The organism is Janthinobacterium sp. SUN100, from assembly GCF_030397705.1.
Taxonomy (GTDB): Bacteria; Pseudomonadota; Gammaproteobacteria; order Burkholderiales; family Burkholderiaceae_D; genus Janthinobacterium; species Janthinobacterium kumbetense.
The window spans coordinates 22,343-39,135 of the sequence record NZ_JAPUBU010000004.1 but is presented as its reverse complement, the minus strand read 5'-3'; the positions used below and the strand labels follow the sequence as shown (position 1 = coordinate 39,135).

Below are 16,793 nucleotides of genomic sequence, written 5' to 3'. Positions count from 1 at the left end.
CGGGATGCTAAAACTCTTTTGAATCTGCGACAAGGATTTTCACAATTCATCACAGCTACCTTGACGCGGGGCTAGGCCGGCGGCATCAGCTTGCGCTGCCGCTCTTCACGGGGGGTGTTGCCAAATAAAGTGCCAAACGCCGTGGAAAAGTGGGAACCGGAGGAAAAGCCGCACATCAGGCCAACTTGCACGATGGAATAATGTGTATCAAGCAATAATTGCCGCGAGCGCTGCAGGCGCAGCTCCAGATAGTAGCGCGACGGCAAGCTGCCCAGGTATTGCTTGAACAGCCGCTCGAGCTGGCGCCGCGACAGGCCCACCAGGCTGGCGATGTCGTCGGTCGACAGCGGTTCTTCGATATTGGCTTCCATCAAGGTCACCGCTTCGGACAATTTCGGCTGCAGCACGCCGAAACGCGCCTGCAGGGCCACGCGCTGGCGCTCTTCCTTGCCGCGAACCTTGTCCACGCACAACGCTTCCTTGACGAGCGCCTGCACGTCGGCGCCAAAGATGGTCTCGATCAGGGTCAGCGAAAAATCGATGCTGGCCGCGCCGCCGCAGCAGGTGACGTGCGGACCGTCGATATCGAACAAATGCGGCGTCAAGATGGCCCGTTCGGCCTTCGCTTCCGCATCGGCGTACAAGGCCCACGGCAAGGCGATGCGCACGCCATCCATGACGCCCGCGTCGGCCAGCCACAGCACGGCAGCACCCACGCCGCCCCAGAATGGCGCCGAGCGGCAGCGCTCGATCACGGCCCGGCACAGCTCGGCGCGCAGCGGCGCTTCCGTTTCATCGGCCACCAGCAATGCGATATGCCAGTTGCCGCCCTGCGCGGCCACCTGTTCCGGCGTGCGCACGTCCAGCTGCAGGGCCTCCGGTCCCACCGCCCGCGCGCACAGGCGCAGCGGCTGCACCAGGCCTGCCCAGGTAATCGATTCGGCATCGCCGGCATGCACCAGCAGCAAACGCAGCGGTTTGTCGAGGCCGATACGGGAAAGATTAGCGAAGGACATCGGCGAGGCGGGCCAGGGGGCAAGGGCTGAGTTGCCCACATGATACCGGACTTCCGCCCCATCGAGCCCCTCATGCAAGGGCACATCCTGGCGCTGCGGAAAAAAGCGGGGCGGAAGGATATAATCCCCCCATGGGTGAACGATATTTAAAAAGTATCCGGCTGCTGGCCGAATGCATGCAAGGCTTCGAGCGGTTTTCTGGCGACTTCGTGCGCCAGTACGGCTTGACGCATGCGCAATTCGACATCATCGCCACGCTCGGCAACACCTGTGGCATGTCCTACAAGGAACTGGGCCAGAAAACCCTGATCACCAAGGGTACCTTGACGGGCGTGGTGGACCGGCTGGAACAAAAGGGGCTGGTAATCCGCGAACGTTGTCCACGCGACAAGCGTTCCTATTACGTGCGCCTGAGCTGCGCGGGCGAACAGGTGTTCCATGACGTGTTCCCCAAGCTGACAAAGCAGGGCCAGCACCTGTTCGACGGCTATACCGAAGACGATTTCATGCGGTTGGAAACCACCCTGGCGGGCTTGAAGCACGCCATCGCCAACGGCCACGGCTGACCATTCACCAAGCACAGACATTCAAACAAGACAAAGGAAACCAAGTTGAAAACCACACTGCTCGAAGGCAAAAAGCCCGCTCATTTCGATAAACACATCATCGGCAACCTGCTGCTCAACGCCAGCACGCCGGAACTGGTGCGCCAGGAAAAACTGATCATCGGCGTGCGCAACGAAGACGGCGAAATCTACCGCCTGATCGGCGCCACCAAGCACAACAGCTTCATGAACGCCGTCGAGGAATTGTTCGACCTGGGCCTGACGGATGAACTGGAAGACAGCGACGAGCTGGTTGAAGGCTGTGACGCCATCTTCAGCGAAGCTCTGTAGCAGCGCTTTCGACAGGACCTGCTGCGCGATGGTCCTGTCCAGCGCTGTGACGATCGCTGTCGTTAAAAAAGGCATGCCACCAATATAGGGGCATGCCTTTTTTCGTTTACGGGGCAGTTGCTTGCCTTTTGCTAAGCTGTTTGCGAAAAGATCATGGTTAAAAAGTTCCGCACGGAAATATTGCGAGTATAATTTTTTCAATGAACAGACTCGACGCCTTTAAAAGCATCGCCGCACAAGCCGCTCGTGGCGAGCTGACCTTTCCTGCCAATGTGGACGCTTCGCTCAAGCTGCAAGAGGCGCTGGCCGATCCCGACTGCCATATCGAAGCCGCAGCCAAACTGGTGCAGGCTGACCCGCTGCTGGCCGCGCGTACGGTGGCCATCGCCAATTCCGTGGCGTTCAACCGTTCCGGCAATGAAATCACCAGCGTGCGCAACGCCGTGCAGCGGCTCGGCGTGCGTACCCTGCAGTCGGTGGTGGCATCGCTGATCGTGCGCCAGCTGGGCAGCACCATCACCGATCCCGTGCTGCAAGCGAAGGCCAACCAGTTGTGGGAGCATACGGCGCATGTGGCGGCCCTGTCGCAGGTACTGGCCCGCCGCGTCACCAAGGTGGACCCCGATACGGCCCTGTTTGCCGGCATCATGCATGAAGTGGGCGGGTTTTATCTGCTGTCGCGCGCGGCCGAATTCCCCGGCATCCTCGACGGCGAACCGGAGGACTGGGTCGAACATGGCGAACAAGCCATCGGCCATGGCGTCCTGACCAAACTGAAGGTGCCGGAAGCCGTGATGGGCGCCATCGATGCGCTGTGGGAAGGCTTACGCGCCATTCCGCCCGAATCGCTGGGCGACACCCTGCTGCTGGCGAATGACCTGGCGCCCGTCTCGTCGCCCCTCAACGAAAGCCCGGCCGCCATCGCCGTACGGGCCGCCCGCGCCGCGCGCAGCATCGATTGCCTGATCGGCGACGATGCGACCTTGTCGAGCATCATGGAAGAATCGGACGATGAAGTGCAGTCGCTGCTGAAGGTGCTCGTGCACTAGCCTGCCGGCTTGCTGGCCGCTGGCGGCGGTGCCGCCGGCTTGACCGTGTCGACGATCAGCACATGCTTGTCCATGGCCTGCGTTCCCTGCTTTTGCTGGACGACTTGCGTGGCGACCGCCTTGGTACTCAACAGGGGTTTCGGATGGCGTGGCATGAACATGGCGTACCTGCTGGCAGTGGGAGAGGCCCCATATGTGCAGCAAGTATCAAATTATCAAGCCACCCTCAAACACCGGACAAAAAAAACCCGCTCGAAAGCGGGTAAAGTCCAAAGCTAGGGATGTCCTGAAAGAGACAGCCCTATCTTATGCTGTGCGCCGCGCAAGCTCCGTGCGCTGGCACACTTAGCGCGCAGATTATCCCGGCAATAGCTGCACGTCTGTTTCCTGCCAGGCGCGCAGCTGCCGCACGCGGGCAAACCACGCCTGGATATGCTGGTACTGCGCCAGCGGCAGCCGCACGGCCTCGCTGTACATCAGCGGCGCGGCCACGGCGAAATCGGCCAGGGTGACGTCTTCTCCGCTGAGCCAGCCGCGTCCCGCCAGATGCGCGTCCAGCACCACGGCGCACTCATGCAGATCGCGCTCGCCGCGCGCCTCCTCCAGCGGATCCGCCGGACCATTGCCCGTCATGCCCTTCCAGGCGCGTTCCCAGGCCAGCACGCTGATGGCGGGCGCGAAGTGCTGCGCGGCCCAGAACAGCCACCGGTTGACGTCGGCGCGGGCTTGCGGCGCGGGCGGATAAATCGTCTGGCCCGGTACCTGCTCGGCCAGGTATTGCATGATGGCGCACGATTCCCACAGCAGAAAAGCGCCATCGGCCAGCACGGGGACCTTGCCGTTCGGGTTCAGCTCGGACAGGCGGCGGCGGTCATCCGCATTCATCAGGTCGACTTCCGCCAGTTCCAGCGGCAGGCCGAGGTGGATCGCCGTCATCAGGGCACGGCGGGCATTCGAGGACATGGGGTGGTGGTACAGGCGCATGGCAGATGGCTCCGGTGAGTGAAGAAGCCACCATCGTAGTCGCCGTCACTGACAGTTTTTGTCAGGAGCGAATGTCAGGATTCCGGATCGATATCGTGCGCCTTGCGCCAGGCATCCAGCAACACATGGCGCCGCGTGGGATAGCGTTCGTCATGCTGCTGCACGCTGGCGATGCGGTCGATGCGGAAATGCCGGTAATCGCCGCGCAGCTCGCACCACGCGGCCAGCAGGCGCTTGCCTTCGAAAAACGCCAGGGCAAACGGCCACACCGTGCGCGAGGTGGCGCTGCCATGCTCATCCTGGTAGCCCAGGGTGAGCTTCTGTTCGTAGCGGATGGCCTCGCGCACGGGCTGCACATAGCGGTCGGCCGGCCGCGTGCCATCGGCGGGGCGTCCCAGCGGCACCCACAAGCTGGTCTCGGCCATGCTGTCGCGCAAGTCGCGCGGCGAGGCGGCCGCGATCTTCGCCAGGGCATTGCTGGCCGCCTGCGCCAGGCCCGCATCACCCTGCCGGCGCACCCAGCGCGCACCCAGCACCAGCGCTTCCAATTCATCGGCACCAAACATCAGCGGCGGCAAAAAGGCGCCACGGCGCAGCACATAGCCGATGCCGGCCTCGCCCTGCAGTGGCGCGCCCAATTCGGCCAGGGTCTGGATATCGCGATAAATCGTGCGCTCGGAAACGCCCAGCTGCTGCGCCAGCTGGGCCGCCGTGACGGGCACGCGCCTGGCGCGCATGGCGTCCATCAGCAGGAACAGGCGGCCGCTGCGGCTCATGGACAGGCCTGCAAAGCCTGGTCGCCCATGACCAGGGCCGACAGGGCCGGCACGTACAGATAGCCGTCGGACGCCAGGCGCGCCGCGCGCGTCCCCTCTTGCACGTCGGCGATGCCGTAGCAGCGCTGCAGCCGGGCGGCGGCTGGCCACCAGTAGACGGCCGCCTCCTGGTCTGGAAAGCGCTGGCGCACGCTCTCGGCCTGCACCGCCACTTGCCGGAAATCGCGGTAAAAGGCGGGTTCGATACCCAGCTCCGCGGCAAATGCCGTTTCCAGCGCTGCCGTCTCTGCCAATTGGGCCGCCAGCGCCGCCGTTTCACGGTCAAGCGCATCGGCAGGCACGCCCGCCTCGATCAGGCTGCGGCGCATGCGCTCCTGGCCGGCCTGCGCGCGCAGGAACGCCGATTCCTGCAGCGCCAGCACGGCGCCGGCGGGGATGTGCATATGGCGCGCGGCAGGGAAGACGTACAGGGCGCAGCTGCCCGCACACACGGTGTCGACGGACAGGTCCCATTGCTGCTGGCGCAGATAGCGGCCCAGTTGCATCGCCACCTGCGGGTCGCCTGCATCGCTATTCACGCGCAACAGCGTGGTGCCTGGCGCTGCCAACCCTTGCAGCTTGGCCACGTCGCCCGCGGCGATCGGGCCGCGCATGGCGATGCTATCGCTGCCAGTGCGGCTGAAATCGGCGGCGCCGGCCAGCGCTGTCACGCCCGCCATCAAACCTACCCATAAAAAACGCTTCATCATCATCCATCACAAAAAAAAACGACCACCGCGAGGGGTGATCGTTCTTGGGTTCGCTGTGCAAAAACCTGCGTTTACACCACGGCGCCGTCGGTTTCGTCTTTTTCCTTGACCGGCTTGATCAAGTCTTCGCGCTTGACGCCCAGCCACATGGCGATCGAGGCCGCGACGAACACGGACGAGTAAATACCGAAGCAGATACCGATGGTCAGCGCCAGCGCGAAATGGTGCAGGGTCTGGCCGCCGAAGACCAGCATCGACAGCACCATCATCTGGGTCGAGCCGTGGGTGATGATGGTACGCGAAATGGTGCTGGTGATCGCGTTGTCGATCACTTCATGCACGGAAGCCTTGCGCTGCTTGCGGAAGTTTTCGCGGATACGGTCAAAGATCACCACCGATTCGTTGACGGAATAACCGAGCACCGCCAGGATGGCCGCCAGCACCGTCAGCGAGAATTCCCACTCGAAGAAGGCGAAGAAGCCCAGGATGATGACCACGTCGTGCAAGTTGGCGATAATCGCCGAGACAGCGTATTTCCATTCGAAGCGCACGGCCAGGTAAGCCATCACGCCGATAATCACCACCACCAGCGCGTTCAAGCCGTTCTGCTTCAGTTCCTCGCCCACTTGCGGACCGACGAATTCAACCTTCTGCAGTACCACCGCTTCATTGCCGGCGGCATCCATGCAGGCGTTCTTGAGCACATGCTCGCCCTTTTCGGTGACGGTGTCGATGCCCTTGGTCGTGCCCTGCTCGGCCTTGCACAGCGATTCGAACACGCGCTGCGAGGTGTTCGCGGCACTGACGCCATTTTCCACCGGCAGGCGTATCATCACGTCGCGCGCCGTATCGAAACTGGTCACGCCCGGCTCTTCATAGCCCATGGCGATGAGGGTGCCGCGTATGCCTTCAAGGTTGGCCGCCTTGGGGTATTTCACCTCCATCAGGGTGCCGCCCTTGAATTCCACGGACAGGTGCAAGCCCTTGTGCACCAGGAAGAAGACGGCGGCAAGGAAGGTCACGGCCGAAATGACGTTGAAAATCAACGCATGGCGCATGAAGGGAATATCTTTTTTGATCCGGAAAAATTCCATGAAATCCTCTGAGTTCTATTCTGTGCATCCGGCGGCTGGGCCGCCGGATGCGATCGCTGTTGTCGCTATTGGGTGAGTCGGGCCGTCGCTTATTTGCTGGTGCCCGGCACCCAGACCGTGCCGATCGACAAGGTCGTCAGCTTTTTCTTGCGGCCATACCAGAGGTTGACCACGCCGCGCGACACGAAGACGGAGGAGAACATCGAGGTCAGGATACCCAGGCAATGCACAACAGCGAAGCCACGCACGGGACCGCTACCGAAGGCCAGCAGCGCCAGGCCGACGATCAGGGTAGTCACGTTCGAATCGAGAATCGTGGCCCAGGCGCGGTCGAAGCCGGCGGCGATCGCCGCTTGCGGCGTATTGCCGGCACGCAGCTCTTCACGGATACGTTCATTGATCAGCACGTTGGCGTCAATCGCCATGCCCAACGCCAGCGCAATAGCGGCGATACCGGGCAGTGTCAGGGTCACCTGGATCATCGACAGCAAGCCGATCAGCAACAGCAGGTTGGCGGCCAGGGCCAGTACGCTGAAGGCGCCGAACAGCATGTAATAGGCGATCATGAAGATGGCGATGGCGATGAAGCCGTACAGGGTCGAGTGGAAGCCCTTGGCGATGTTTTCCGCGCCCAGCTGCGGTCCGATCGTGCGTTCTTCGATGACGGTCATCGGTGCGGACAGGGCGCCCGAGCGCAACAACAGCGCCAGTTCATTCGCGTTTTCCGCGCCGCCCATGCCGGTGATCTGGAAGCGCGAACCGAGTTCCTGCTGGATCGTCGCAACGGACAGCACTTCCGGCTTGCCTTTTTCAAACAGCACGATGGCCATGCGCTTGCCGACGCGCTCGCGCGTCGCTTCGCGCATCTTGCGTCCGCCGTCGCCATTCAGGTCGATCGACACGGCCGCTTGCTGGTTCTGGTCGAAGCTGGCCGTGGCGCTGGAGATATAGTCGCCCGTCAGGATCACGTCTTTCGCCAGCACGACAGGGACGCCCTTGCCGACGGTGAACAGTTCCGAGTTGAACGGGATGGCGCTCGACAGTTCGGTGCCAGGCACGATGGTTTCATCGACCAGGCGCACTTCCAGGGTCGCCGTGCGGCCGATGATGGCCTTCGCGCGAGCCACGTCCTGCACACCAGGCAATTGCACCACGATGCGGTCAGGACCTTGCTGCTGGATCAGCGGCTCAGCCACGCCCAGCTCGTTGACGCGCTTGGACAGGGTGGAGATATTCTGTTTGACGCCTTCGTCGATGGTTGCCTTCAGGGCCGCCGGTTTCAGGGTGATGTTCAGTTTCAAATCGCTGCCTTCGCCCGCATCGGCGAACGCCAGTTCCGTCATCTGGTCGGACAGGACATTTTTTGCCTTCAGGCGCGTCTCGGCGTCACGGAAGTTGATTTGCACGCTGTCGCCCACGCGCTCGATGCCGGTGTGGCGGATATTCTTGTCGCGCAACACGCTACGCGCGGCGGACTGGACGCCCTGGACTTTCTTGTTCAGTACGGCTTTCGCATCGACCTGCATCAGGAAGTGCACGCCACCGCGCAAATCCAGGCCCAGGAACATGGGCAAGGCATGCAATTTTTGCATCCACATCGGCGTATTGGCTTGCAGGTTGACCGTCACGATGAACGCGGGATCGGTGGAATCGGGGTTCAGATCCTTTTCCAGCACCAGTTTTGCCTTGAACTGGGTATCGGGATCGGCAAAACGCACGCGCACGGAGGCGAGATTGCCGGCGCCATCCATGGTGACACCTTCCGACTTGACGTTCTCTTTCGTCAATATTTGCTCGACTTGCGTCATCAGCTCGCCCGTCACTTTGACGGTCGACTTGCCGCTGGTTACTTGCAGCGCCGGTGACTCACCGAAATAGTTGGGCGCCGTATAGAGTGCGCCCAGCAATAAGGCGACGACGATGATGATGTATTTCCAGGCAGGATAGCGATTCATAGTGATTCAGCGTTCAGTGTTGAGCGTCGGAGGCGTCGCGAGGGGCGGCGGATAGCCGCCCCGGATCTGTCATTGCCAAGGCAATGACAGCGAGGAATTACAGCGCCTTCAGGGTGCCTTTAGGCAGCAAGGTGGTGATGGAACTCTTTTGCACCGTGATTTCGGTGCCGGCCGCCACTTCGATGGTGACGTAAGCGTCCACTACCTTGGAAACACGGCCCAGCATGCCGCCGGCGGTGACGACTTCGTCACCCTTGGCCAGCGCGTCCATCATCGCCCGTTGTTCTTTGGCGCGTTTTTGCTGTGGGCGGATCATCAGGAAATACATGACCACGAACATCAATACCAGCGGCAGGAAGCTGGTCAGGTTGCCGCCGAGGCCCAGGGCTTCGGTTGGGGCTTGCGCATAAGCGTTGGAAATGAAAAACACGGTGACTCCAGTTCTAATCAGTTTGAAAAAATAGCGCTGTATTCTAGCATTGGCTATACGTCATAACCCGAATTGCAGGCATGGCAACTTTAAATGGGGCTAAAAAAGCATTATGCAATGCTTTATCGCCCCAGTCCAAGCACCAATACACAAAACTTCCGGCCATGCCGCAGCCAGGACTCAAGCTAAGCTTTTCTTAAGTTCCGCGTGCGCGTTCCGCGTGGAATTGCAGGGTAAACGCGTGGAAACGGTCTTCGTCCAGCGCCTCGCGCATCTGGCGCATCAAGTCCAGGTAGTAATGCAGGTTGTGGATGGTGTTCAGGCGCGCGCCGAGAATTTCCTTGGAGCGATGCAAATGGTGCAGATACGCGCGCGAGAAGTTGCGGCAAGCGTAGCAGCTGCAGGTCTCGTCCAGCGGCGCCTGGTCTTCCTTGTACTTGGCGTTCTTGATCTTGATGTCGCCAAAACGGGTAAACAGCCAGCCATTGCGGGCGTTACGCGTCGGCATGACGCAGTCGAACATGTCGATGCCGTTCGACACGCCCGCGACCAGGTCTTCCGGCGTACCCACGCCCATCAGGTAATGCGGCTTGTTGGCCGGCAAGCGCGGACCCACGTGGGCCAGCATGCGCATCATGTCTTCCTTCGGCTCGCCGACGGACAGGCCGCCGATGGCGATGCCGGGGAAATCGATCTCTTCCAGCTTGGCCAGCGACTCGTCGCGCAGCATTTCGAACATGCCGCCCTGCACGATGCCAAACAGCGCATTCGGGTTTTCGCCGCGGTGGAACTCATCCTTCGAGCGCTGCGCCCAGCGCAGCGACATGCGCATGGACTTGGCCGCTTCCTCGATGGTGGCCGGACGGCCCTGGATTTCGTACGGCGTGCATTCGTCGAACTGCATGACGATGTCGGAATTCAAGACGCGCTGCACCTGCATCGACACTTCCGGCGAGAGGAACAGTTTATCGCCATTGATGGGCGAATTGAAATGCACGCCCTCTTCCGTGATCTTGCGCATGGCGCCCAGCGAAAACACCTGGAAGCCGCCCGAATCCGTCAAGATCGGCTTGTTCCAGCCCATGAAGCCATGCAAGCCGCCGAATTTCTCCATGACGGTGTTGCCTGGACGCAACCACAAGTGAAACGTGTTACCCAGGATGATCTGCGCGTCGATCTCGTTGAGTTCCAGCGGCGACATGGCTTTCACGGAACCGTAAGTGCCCACTGGCATGAAGATCGGCGTCTGCACGATGCCATGGTTGAGTTTCAAGGTGCCGCGGCGTGCCTTGGTCAGGCCGCTCGTGTCGGTCTTGAGTAGTTTAAATTCCAGCATGTCAGTCTTTCACGGGAGTATCAAGGTTCAGCGCAGCGCGCGATTGCGTGGTGAGCAGCATCGCGTCGCCATAGCTGAAGAAACGGTAATTCTGCGCGATCGCATGCGCGTAGGCGCTGCGGATCGGCTCATAGCCGGCAAAGGCCGACACCAGCATCAGCAGGGTCGACTTCGGCAAATGGAAGTTGGTGATCAGGCGCGTTACCGTTTTAAATGCATAGCCGGGCGTGATGAACAGGGCCGTATCGGCGCTGCCCGCCACCAGCTGGCCGCTTTGCGAGGCCGATTCCAGCGCGCGCAGGCTGGTCGTGCCGACGGCGACCACGTCGCGCCCGGCAAGCTGGGCGGCGCGCACGGCGTCGACGGTTTCCTGCGGCATGGTGTACCACTCGGTATGCATCTTGTGTTCGGCCAACACCTCCGTGCGCACGGGCTGGAAGGTGCCGGCGCCCACGTGCAGGGTCACATAGGCAAAGTTGACGCCCTTCGCTTTCAGCTGGTCGAGCAAGGCCTGGTCGAAATGCAGGCCGGCCGTCGGTGCCGCCACGGCGCCGGGCACCTTGTTGAACACCGTCTGGTAGCGCGTTTCGTCAAATTCGTCCGCATCGTGCTCGATGTAGGGCGGCAGCGGCAGGCGGCCATGCGCCTCGATCAGCTCGAACACGTCGGCGTCGAAGTGCAGCGTAAAGAATTCGCCGGCGCGCTGACCGACCGTCACGTCGAAGGCGTCGGCCAGGCGGATGCGGCAGCCGGGCGGCGGCGACTTCGAGGCGCGCACCTGAGCCAGCACGGTGCGGTCATCGAGCACGCGCTCGACGAGGGCCTCGATCTTGCCGCCGCTTTCCTTGACGCCAAAGAAGCGCGCTTTGAGCACGCGCGTATCGTTCATCACCAGCAGGTCGCCCGCCTGCAACAGCCCGACGATATCGGCAAAGCTGCGGTCAACCAGGGCGTCGCCGTCCAGATGCAACAGGCGCGAGGCGCTGCGCTCGGCCAACGGAGTTTGCGCAATGTTTTCTTGCGGCAAATTAAAATCGAAATCGGAAAGCGAATACATGCGTTTTGCTTCAAAAGTACGTCAAAAATGATTAGGAGTGCGCAATGGAACATCTGGCACTATACTGTGCGCCTATACAGGCATTACAATAATCCGCCGCAACAACTACGACTGCGGTACGCACAGGGTGTGCCGGACAACCCTCTATTTTACGCTAGCGGCACCAAAACCTTGCATATGTCCGATCCAAAGCCCGATCTTCCTCCCGCAGCCAAGCCCGCCGCGAAGCCGAAAGCCGCCAAAAAAGTGGTCAGCACGGAAAGCCGGCTGGCCAAACTGGGCTTGCGCACGGATATGGACCTGGTGCTGCACCTGCCGATGCGCTACGAGGACGAAACCAAGGTCTACACGATACGCGACGCCTGCCTGCGCGGCGGCGAGTCGTGGCAAGTCGAGGGCATCGTCACCAAGTGCGAAGTCAATTTCAAGCCGCGCAAGCAATTGCTGGTGACGATCGCCGATGAAACGGGCAATTTGCTGCTGCGCTTCATGAATTTCTATGGCAGCCAGGTCAAGCAACTGGCCGAAGGCACGCGGGTCCGCGCGCGCGCCGAACTCAAACACGGCTTTTTCGGCGCCGAGATGGTGCACCCGACGTATAAGGTGGTCAACGAAGGCGCGCCGCTGCCCACGGCCCTGACGCCCGTATACCCATCCGGCGAAGGCCTGTCGCAGCACGTGCTGCGGCGCGAAATCGCCGACGCCATGCGCCGCATCGACTGGCAAGACACCTTGCCCGATCATCTGCTGCGCGACATGCAGCTGTCGCCGTTCCGCGCCGCCGTGCACCTGCTGCACTATCCGCCGCAGGACATCGATGAAAGCGCGCTGATGGACCGCTCGCACCCGGCCTGGGTGCGCATGAAGTTCGATGAGCTGCTGGCGCAGCAGCTGTCGCTGAAACGCGCCCAGCGCGCGCGCCGCTCGAAAGGCGCCGCCTCGCTGCCCGTCGTCGGAACTTTATCGAAGGCCTTCGGCGCCGCCCTGCCCTTCAAGCTGACGGGCGCGCAGGCGCGCGTGCTCGAGGAAATCCGCGCCGACCTGCGCCAGCCGTATCCGATGCAGCGATTGCTGCAAGGCGACGTCGGCAGCGGCAAGACGGTCGTCGCCGCCCTGTCGGCCACGCAAGCCATCGACAGCGGCTACCAGGCCGCGCTGATGGCGCCCACGGAGATTCTGGCGGAGCAGCACTTCCGCAAGATCGCCGCCTGGATGGAGCCGCTGGGCGTGAAGGTGGCCTGGCTGACGGGCAGCCTGAAGAAAAAAGAAAAGACGGCAGCGCTGGCCCTGATCGAATCGGGTGAAGCGCAGCTGGTGATCGGCACGCATGCGCTGATCCAGGACAATGTGCTGTTTGCCAAACTGGGCCTGGTGATCGTCGACGAGCAGCACCGCTTCGGCGTGGGCCAGCGCCTGACCCTGCGCAACAAGGGCGACAGCGCAGCCGTGCCGCACCAGCTGATGATGTCGGCCACGCCGATTCCGCGCACCCTGGCCATGACGTATTACGCCGACCTGGAAGTGTCGGTGATCGACGAGCTGCCGCCGGGCCGCAGCCCCATCGTCACGCGCGCCATCGACCAGAACCGGCGCGACGAAGTCATCGCCCGCGTGTATGCGGCCGCGCTGGAAGGCCGGCAGGTGTACTGGGTCTGTCCGCTGATCGAGGAATCGGAAGCGCTGCAGCTGCAGACTGCCACCGACACCTACATGATGCTGGCCGACGCCCTGCCCGCGCTGCAGGTGGGCCTCGTGCACGGCCGCCTGAAGCCGGCGGAAAAGCAGGAAGTGATGGACGCCTTCATCGCCGGGCATATCCACGTGCTGGTGGCCACTACCGTCATCGAGGTGGGCGTCGACGTGCCGAACGCTTCGCTGATGGTGATCGAGCATGCCGAGCGCTTCGGCTTGTCGCAGCTGCACCAGCTGCGCGGGCGCGTGGGCCGCGGCTCGGCGGCCAGCGTCTGCCTGCTGCTGTACCAGGGCCCGCTGGGCGGCGTGGCGCGCCAGCGCTTGATGACCATGCGCGAAACGACGGACGGTTTTGAAATTGCCCGCCGCGACCTGGAAATCCGCGGCCCCGGCGAATTTCTCGGCGCGCGTCAATCCGGCCAGGCCATGCTGCGCTTCGCCGACCTGGAAACGGATCAATGGCTGGTCGATCAGGCGCGCGACGTGGCGCACGACCTGCTGCACGCCACCACGACGGCCGCCGCGACCACCGTGGAAGCGCACCTGGCCCGCTGGTTGGGCGGCAAAGAGGAATTCCTGAAAGTCTAGGAGCGCCCTACATGCACATCCAGAAGCGGTTCGCCAGGTCCAGCATGAAATCGGGACGCAGATAGGCCAGGAAGACGAGAGCCAGCAGCGCGGCGCCAGCCAGGCGCCATAGCCAGGTGCGCCAGCTGGCCATTACGCGGCCACCGCCACGCGCTTGACGGCGCGCTCGTCGATGGGCAGGTTGATCAGCGCGGCCAGCAAGCCCAGGCCGATGGTGATCATCCACACGATGTGGTAACTGCCCTGGTGCTCGTACAGATAGCCGCCCAGCCACGCGCCAAGGAAACTGCCCACCTGGTGCGAGAAGAACACCATCCCCGCCAGCATCGACAGATGCTTCACGCCGAAGATGCCGGCGATGATGCCGTTCGTCAGCGGCACGGTCGACAGCCACAGCACACCCATGCCGGCGGCGAACAGGTACACGGACCACGCCGACAAAGGCGCCAGCAGGAACACGGTGATGACCACGGCGCGCGTCACGTAGATGGCCGACAGCAGGTAGCGCTTGGCGATCTTGCCACCGAGTTTGCCCGCATAGTAGGAGCCGATGATGTTGAACAGGCCGATCAGCGCCAGCGCCGTGACGGCGATATTCGGATTCATCAGACCCTGGTCCTTCAGGTAGGCCGGCAAGTGCACGCCGATGAACACCAGCTGGAAGCCGCAGACGAAATACCCTGCCAGCAGCAGCCAGAACGAACGGCTGGCGATGGCTTCGCTGAAGGCGGCGCCCACGCTTTGCTGCGGGCCGCTGGCGTGCGACACGGGCGGCTCGCGCAAGTAGAAGGCCATCGGGATCATGGCCAGCAGTACCAGCGCGGCCAGCACATAAAAGGCGTTTTGCCAGCCCACGGCGGAAATCAGTTGCTGCTCGACCGGCATCATCAGGAACTGGCCGAACGAGCCGGCCGCCGACGAGATGCCGAAGGCCCACGAGCGCTGCTCGGGCGGCGCGCTGCGGCCGATGATGCCGCTGATGGCGCCAAAGGCCGTGCAGGCCAGCGCCAGGCCGATGAAGATGCCGGAACCGACGATGAACAGCGTGGGCTGCGTCACGAGCGCCATCCACACCAGGCCCGCCATGTAGCTGATGGCGCCGACGATGACGACGCGCATGGTGCCGAAACGGTCGGCCGCCATGCCGGCGAACGGGCCGAAGACGCCCCACATCAGGTTTTGCATGGCCAGCGCCAGCGAATACGTTTCGCGCGTCCAGCCATTCGCTTGCGAGATCGGCTGCATCCAGAAACCCAGGCCATGGCGCACGCCCATCGCCAGGGTCAGCACGACGCCGCTGGCGATGAGGACAGTTTTCAGGCTGGGACGGGATGAGTGCAATGTCATGGGATTCCTGTTCACGCCTGGTCGGCTCTGTACACGAGACCGATCTGGCCACGCATGGTGTCAAGGTTATGCATCAGCGCCACGCTGTCCGCATGCAGCATGACGGGACTTTCCAGCAAGCCGGCACGGATGCAGCGCATCGCCTCGATCGCCTCGTGCGCGTAGCCGTTGCCCAGGTGCGGCATGGCGACGACGCGGCGCCCGCCATCCATCGTTTCGACGATCAGGTGGTCGGGTTTGTAAAAACGGTTGGGCAGCCGAATCCGCCCCAGGCTGCCGGAAATGGTCATTTCCGTCGGCGTCTGCGCGCGCAGGCTGCAGGCGCAGGACGAGGTGCCCCCGCCCGCGTGCCGCAGCGAGAACACGACCTGCTCATCGACGCCTGTGGCGCCCATCTCGGCCAGCGCCTGTACCTGCGATACGGAGCCGAGGAAGAAGGCCGCCATCGACAGCGGATAAATGCCCACGTCGAGCAGCGCGCCGCCGCCGAGTTCGGGATTGAACATGCGGTGCTCGGGCGGGAAATTGGCGACAAAGCCGATGTCGGCCTGCACCTGCTGCAGCACGCCGATTTCGCCGCTGGCGATGATGCGCTGCGCTTCCTGCACGGCGGGCAGGAAACGACTCCACATGGCTTCCATCAAAAACAGTTTTTTGTCGCGCGCCAGGTCGACCACGGCCTGCGCTTCGCGCGCATTCATGGTGAACGGTTTTTCGCACACGACGTGCTTGCCGGCGGTCAGGCACAGCATGGCATTTTCAGCATGCAGAGTGTGCGGCGTGGCGATATAGATCACATCCACGTCCGGGTCCATGGCCAGCGCCTGGTAGGAACCGTGGCAACGCTCGATGCCGAATTCGGCGCCGAAGGCCTGTGCGCCAGCCTCGCTGCGCGAAGCCACCGCCACCAGTTGCGCACCGGGTGCATCGCGCAGGCCATTGGCCATCGCGCGGGCGATCTTGCCTGTGCCAAGGATGCCCCAGCGGACGGTATTTTCCATGCTATTGATCTCTTTCTGCGCCAGCCACCTTGCGCTTCGGGCGGAACACCGCCGCGTCATTGTAAAAATCGTCGTCCTGGCCCTCGCACCAGCCGGGCAAACCGAGCACGGGCAGCGGCGTGAAGTCCGCCGTGGTGAGGCCTTGCTGCGCCAAGTCCTGCGCCACCCGCTCGTCGAGCCAGGCGCGGCGTGCCGCATCGTCCAGAGTGAAATAGGCGTCGCCGGCGAAGATCACGCGCGTATGCGCCGTGATGGCCTTGCGCGGCGCCACCAGTTTTTCCATCAGCGCGTGGCCGAACAGCCAGACCTCGGCGTCGCCGCCCGCGTCAAACTTGTCGCGCTGCGCAATGAACGCGCTGCGCCAGTCATGCCCGCGCAGCGCCGCATCCAGCGCGCGCCCCGCATCGCTGTCGCGCAGCACCAGCAGGGCGGAATTTTCGTCAAAAATCGTCGCGCCGTCGCGTGCGGGACCGCGCGATTTGCCCACGCCGGACAGGGCGATCTGCGCCGCCTGCAGCGCGTTCAGCTGCCGCTTGATGCGCGGGAAGGTGAGCCACACGAGCGCGTTGAAAAAATCGTGCAGATTGTCGCGCGTAGGCACGCCGCCCGTCGCGCCGATGAACTCCTCGTAGGCGACGCCTTCGGGCAGGTCCGCTTGCGGCACGAAAGCCAGCGGCAGGCCGGAGGGATTGCGCAAGTCCAGCGCCCGTGCCCGGCCGTTCAACGCAGCGATCACCGTGTCGCGCTGCAGGTCCAGCTGCCGTCGCGCCGGCAGCACCGTGGCAAACCAGGGGCGGGTCCAGTCTATCGATGGCAGCATGGA

Annotated in this window: 18 protein-coding genes; 4 read left to right on the top strand and 14 right to left on the bottom strand. The window is 62.8% G+C overall.

Annotated features, from left to right (window positions below; all coding sequences use genetic code 11):
- Positions 1-71 precede the first annotated feature (71 nt).
- Positions 72-1,016, bottom strand: a complete 945-nt coding sequence (locus O0881_RS20255; protein ID WP_289912681.1) for a helix-turn-helix domain-containing protein — start codon at positions 1,014-1,016, stop codon at positions 72-74.
- Between the two features lie 131 nt (positions 1,017-1,147).
- On the opposite strand from O0881_RS20255, the gene O0881_RS20250 reads away from it, so the two are divergent.
- The 3 genes from O0881_RS20250 (at position 1,148) to O0881_RS20240 (ending at position 2,961) form a co-directional block, all read left to right on the top strand.
- A complete protein-coding gene (locus tag O0881_RS20250; RefSeq protein WP_171985117.1) occupies positions 1,148-1,582 on the top strand; it encodes a MarR family transcriptional regulator in 435 nt (144 codons plus the stop codon).
- 45 nt (positions 1,583-1,627) lie between these two features.
- Entirely contained in the window at positions 1,628-1,912 is a 285-nt protein-coding gene (locus O0881_RS20245) for a hypothetical protein (RefSeq protein ID WP_070220679.1), read from the top strand.
- Between the two features lie 200 nt (positions 1,913-2,112).
- The gene (locus O0881_RS20240) at positions 2,113-2,961 is read left to right on the top strand and encodes an HDOD domain-containing protein (protein WP_046684532.1); all 849 of its coding nucleotides are present in this window, start codon (positions 2,113-2,115) and stop codon (positions 2,959-2,961) included.
- On the opposite strand, the gene O0881_RS20235 is transcribed toward O0881_RS20240, so the two are convergent.
- From O0881_RS20235 to queA, 9 genes are all read right to left on the bottom strand, one after another.
- Positions 2,958-3,122 carry a hypothetical protein gene (locus tag O0881_RS20235; protein ID WP_289912680.1) on the bottom strand — a complete coding sequence of 55 codons (165 nt, stop codon included), beginning with the start codon at positions 3,120-3,122 and terminating at the stop codon, positions 2,958-2,960. The two genes, O0881_RS20240 and O0881_RS20235, sit on opposite strands and share 4 nt — an antisense overlap.
- Positions 3,123-3,318: 196 nt before the next feature.
- On the bottom strand, positions 3,319-3,945 hold the full coding sequence (locus O0881_RS20230) for a glutathione S-transferase family protein (RefSeq protein ID WP_289912679.1): 627 nt from the start codon (positions 3,943-3,945) through the stop codon (positions 3,319-3,321).
- A gap of 74 nt (positions 3,946-4,019) precedes the next feature.
- The gene (locus tag O0881_RS20225) at positions 4,020-4,721 is read right to left on the bottom strand and encodes a YafY family protein (RefSeq protein ID WP_289912678.1); all 702 of its coding nucleotides are present in this window, start codon (positions 4,719-4,721) and stop codon (positions 4,020-4,022) included.
- Positions 4,718-5,440, bottom strand: coding sequence for a hypothetical protein (locus O0881_RS20220; RefSeq protein WP_289912677.1), 723 nt, complete (start codon positions 5,438-5,440; stop codon positions 4,718-4,720). The genes O0881_RS20225 and O0881_RS20220 overlap by 4 nt, the downstream gene beginning before the upstream one ends.
- Before the next feature lie 101 nt (positions 5,441-5,541).
- Positions 5,542-6,564: a protein translocase subunit SecF gene (gene secF, locus O0881_RS20215; RefSeq protein WP_289912676.1), complete on the bottom strand. Its 1,023-nt coding sequence runs from the start codon at positions 6,562-6,564 to the stop codon at positions 5,542-5,544.
- An 89-nt stretch (positions 6,565-6,653) separates the two neighbouring features.
- Positions 6,654-8,519 carry a protein translocase subunit SecD gene (gene secD / locus O0881_RS20210; RefSeq protein WP_289912675.1) on the bottom strand — a complete coding sequence of 622 codons (1,866 nt, stop codon included), beginning with the start codon at positions 8,517-8,519 and terminating at the stop codon, positions 6,654-6,656.
- A 97-nt stretch (positions 8,520-8,616) separates the two neighbouring features.
- Complete coding sequence (gene yajC, locus O0881_RS20205; RefSeq protein WP_077408845.1) at positions 8,617-8,949, bottom strand: preprotein translocase subunit YajC; 333 nt, start codon at positions 8,947-8,949, stop codon at positions 8,617-8,619.
- Between the two features lie 196 nt (positions 8,950-9,145).
- Positions 9,146-10,285: a tRNA guanosine(34) transglycosylase Tgt gene (gene tgt / locus O0881_RS20200; protein ID WP_077408846.1), complete on the bottom strand. Its 1,140-nt coding sequence runs from the start codon at positions 10,283-10,285 to the stop codon at positions 9,146-9,148.
- Position 10,286: 1 nt separating this feature from the next.
- Positions 10,287-11,342: a tRNA preQ1(34) S-adenosylmethionine ribosyltransferase-isomerase QueA gene (queA, locus tag O0881_RS20195; protein WP_289900595.1), complete on the bottom strand. Its 1,056-nt coding sequence runs from the start codon at positions 11,340-11,342 to the stop codon at positions 10,287-10,289.
- Between the two features lie 177 nt (positions 11,343-11,519).
- On the opposite strand from queA, the gene recG reads away from it, so the two are divergent.
- Positions 11,520-13,622, top strand: coding sequence for an ATP-dependent DNA helicase RecG (gene recG, locus O0881_RS20190; protein ID WP_289912674.1), 2,103 nt, complete (start codon positions 11,520-11,522; stop codon positions 13,620-13,622).
- 7 nt (positions 13,623-13,629) lie between these two features.
- Here recG and O0881_RS20185 read toward each other — a convergent pair whose 3' ends face one another.
- From O0881_RS20185 to O0881_RS20170, 4 genes are read right to left on the bottom strand one after another with little or no spacing between them, the layout of a single operon-like run.
- Positions 13,630-13,755, bottom strand: a complete 126-nt coding sequence (locus tag O0881_RS20185) for a hypothetical protein (RefSeq protein ID WP_255206293.1) — start codon at positions 13,753-13,755, stop codon at positions 13,630-13,632.
- Complete coding sequence (locus O0881_RS20180; RefSeq protein ID WP_289912673.1) at positions 13,755-14,969, bottom strand: MFS transporter; 1,215 nt, start codon at positions 14,967-14,969, stop codon at positions 13,755-13,757. Before O0881_RS20180 ends, O0881_RS20185 begins: the two co-directional genes overlap by 1 nt.
- An 11-nt stretch (positions 14,970-14,980) precedes the next feature.
- Positions 14,981-15,970, bottom strand: a complete 990-nt coding sequence (locus O0881_RS20175; RefSeq protein ID WP_289912672.1) for a Gfo/Idh/MocA family oxidoreductase — start codon at positions 15,968-15,970, stop codon at positions 14,981-14,983.
- A gap of 1 nt (position 15,971) precedes the next feature.
- Positions 15,972-16,790 carry a DUF3025 domain-containing protein gene (locus tag O0881_RS20170; RefSeq protein WP_077408851.1) on the bottom strand — a complete coding sequence of 273 codons (819 nt, stop codon included), beginning with the start codon at positions 16,788-16,790 and terminating at the stop codon, positions 15,972-15,974.
- Positions 16,791-16,793 lie beyond the last annotated feature (3 nt).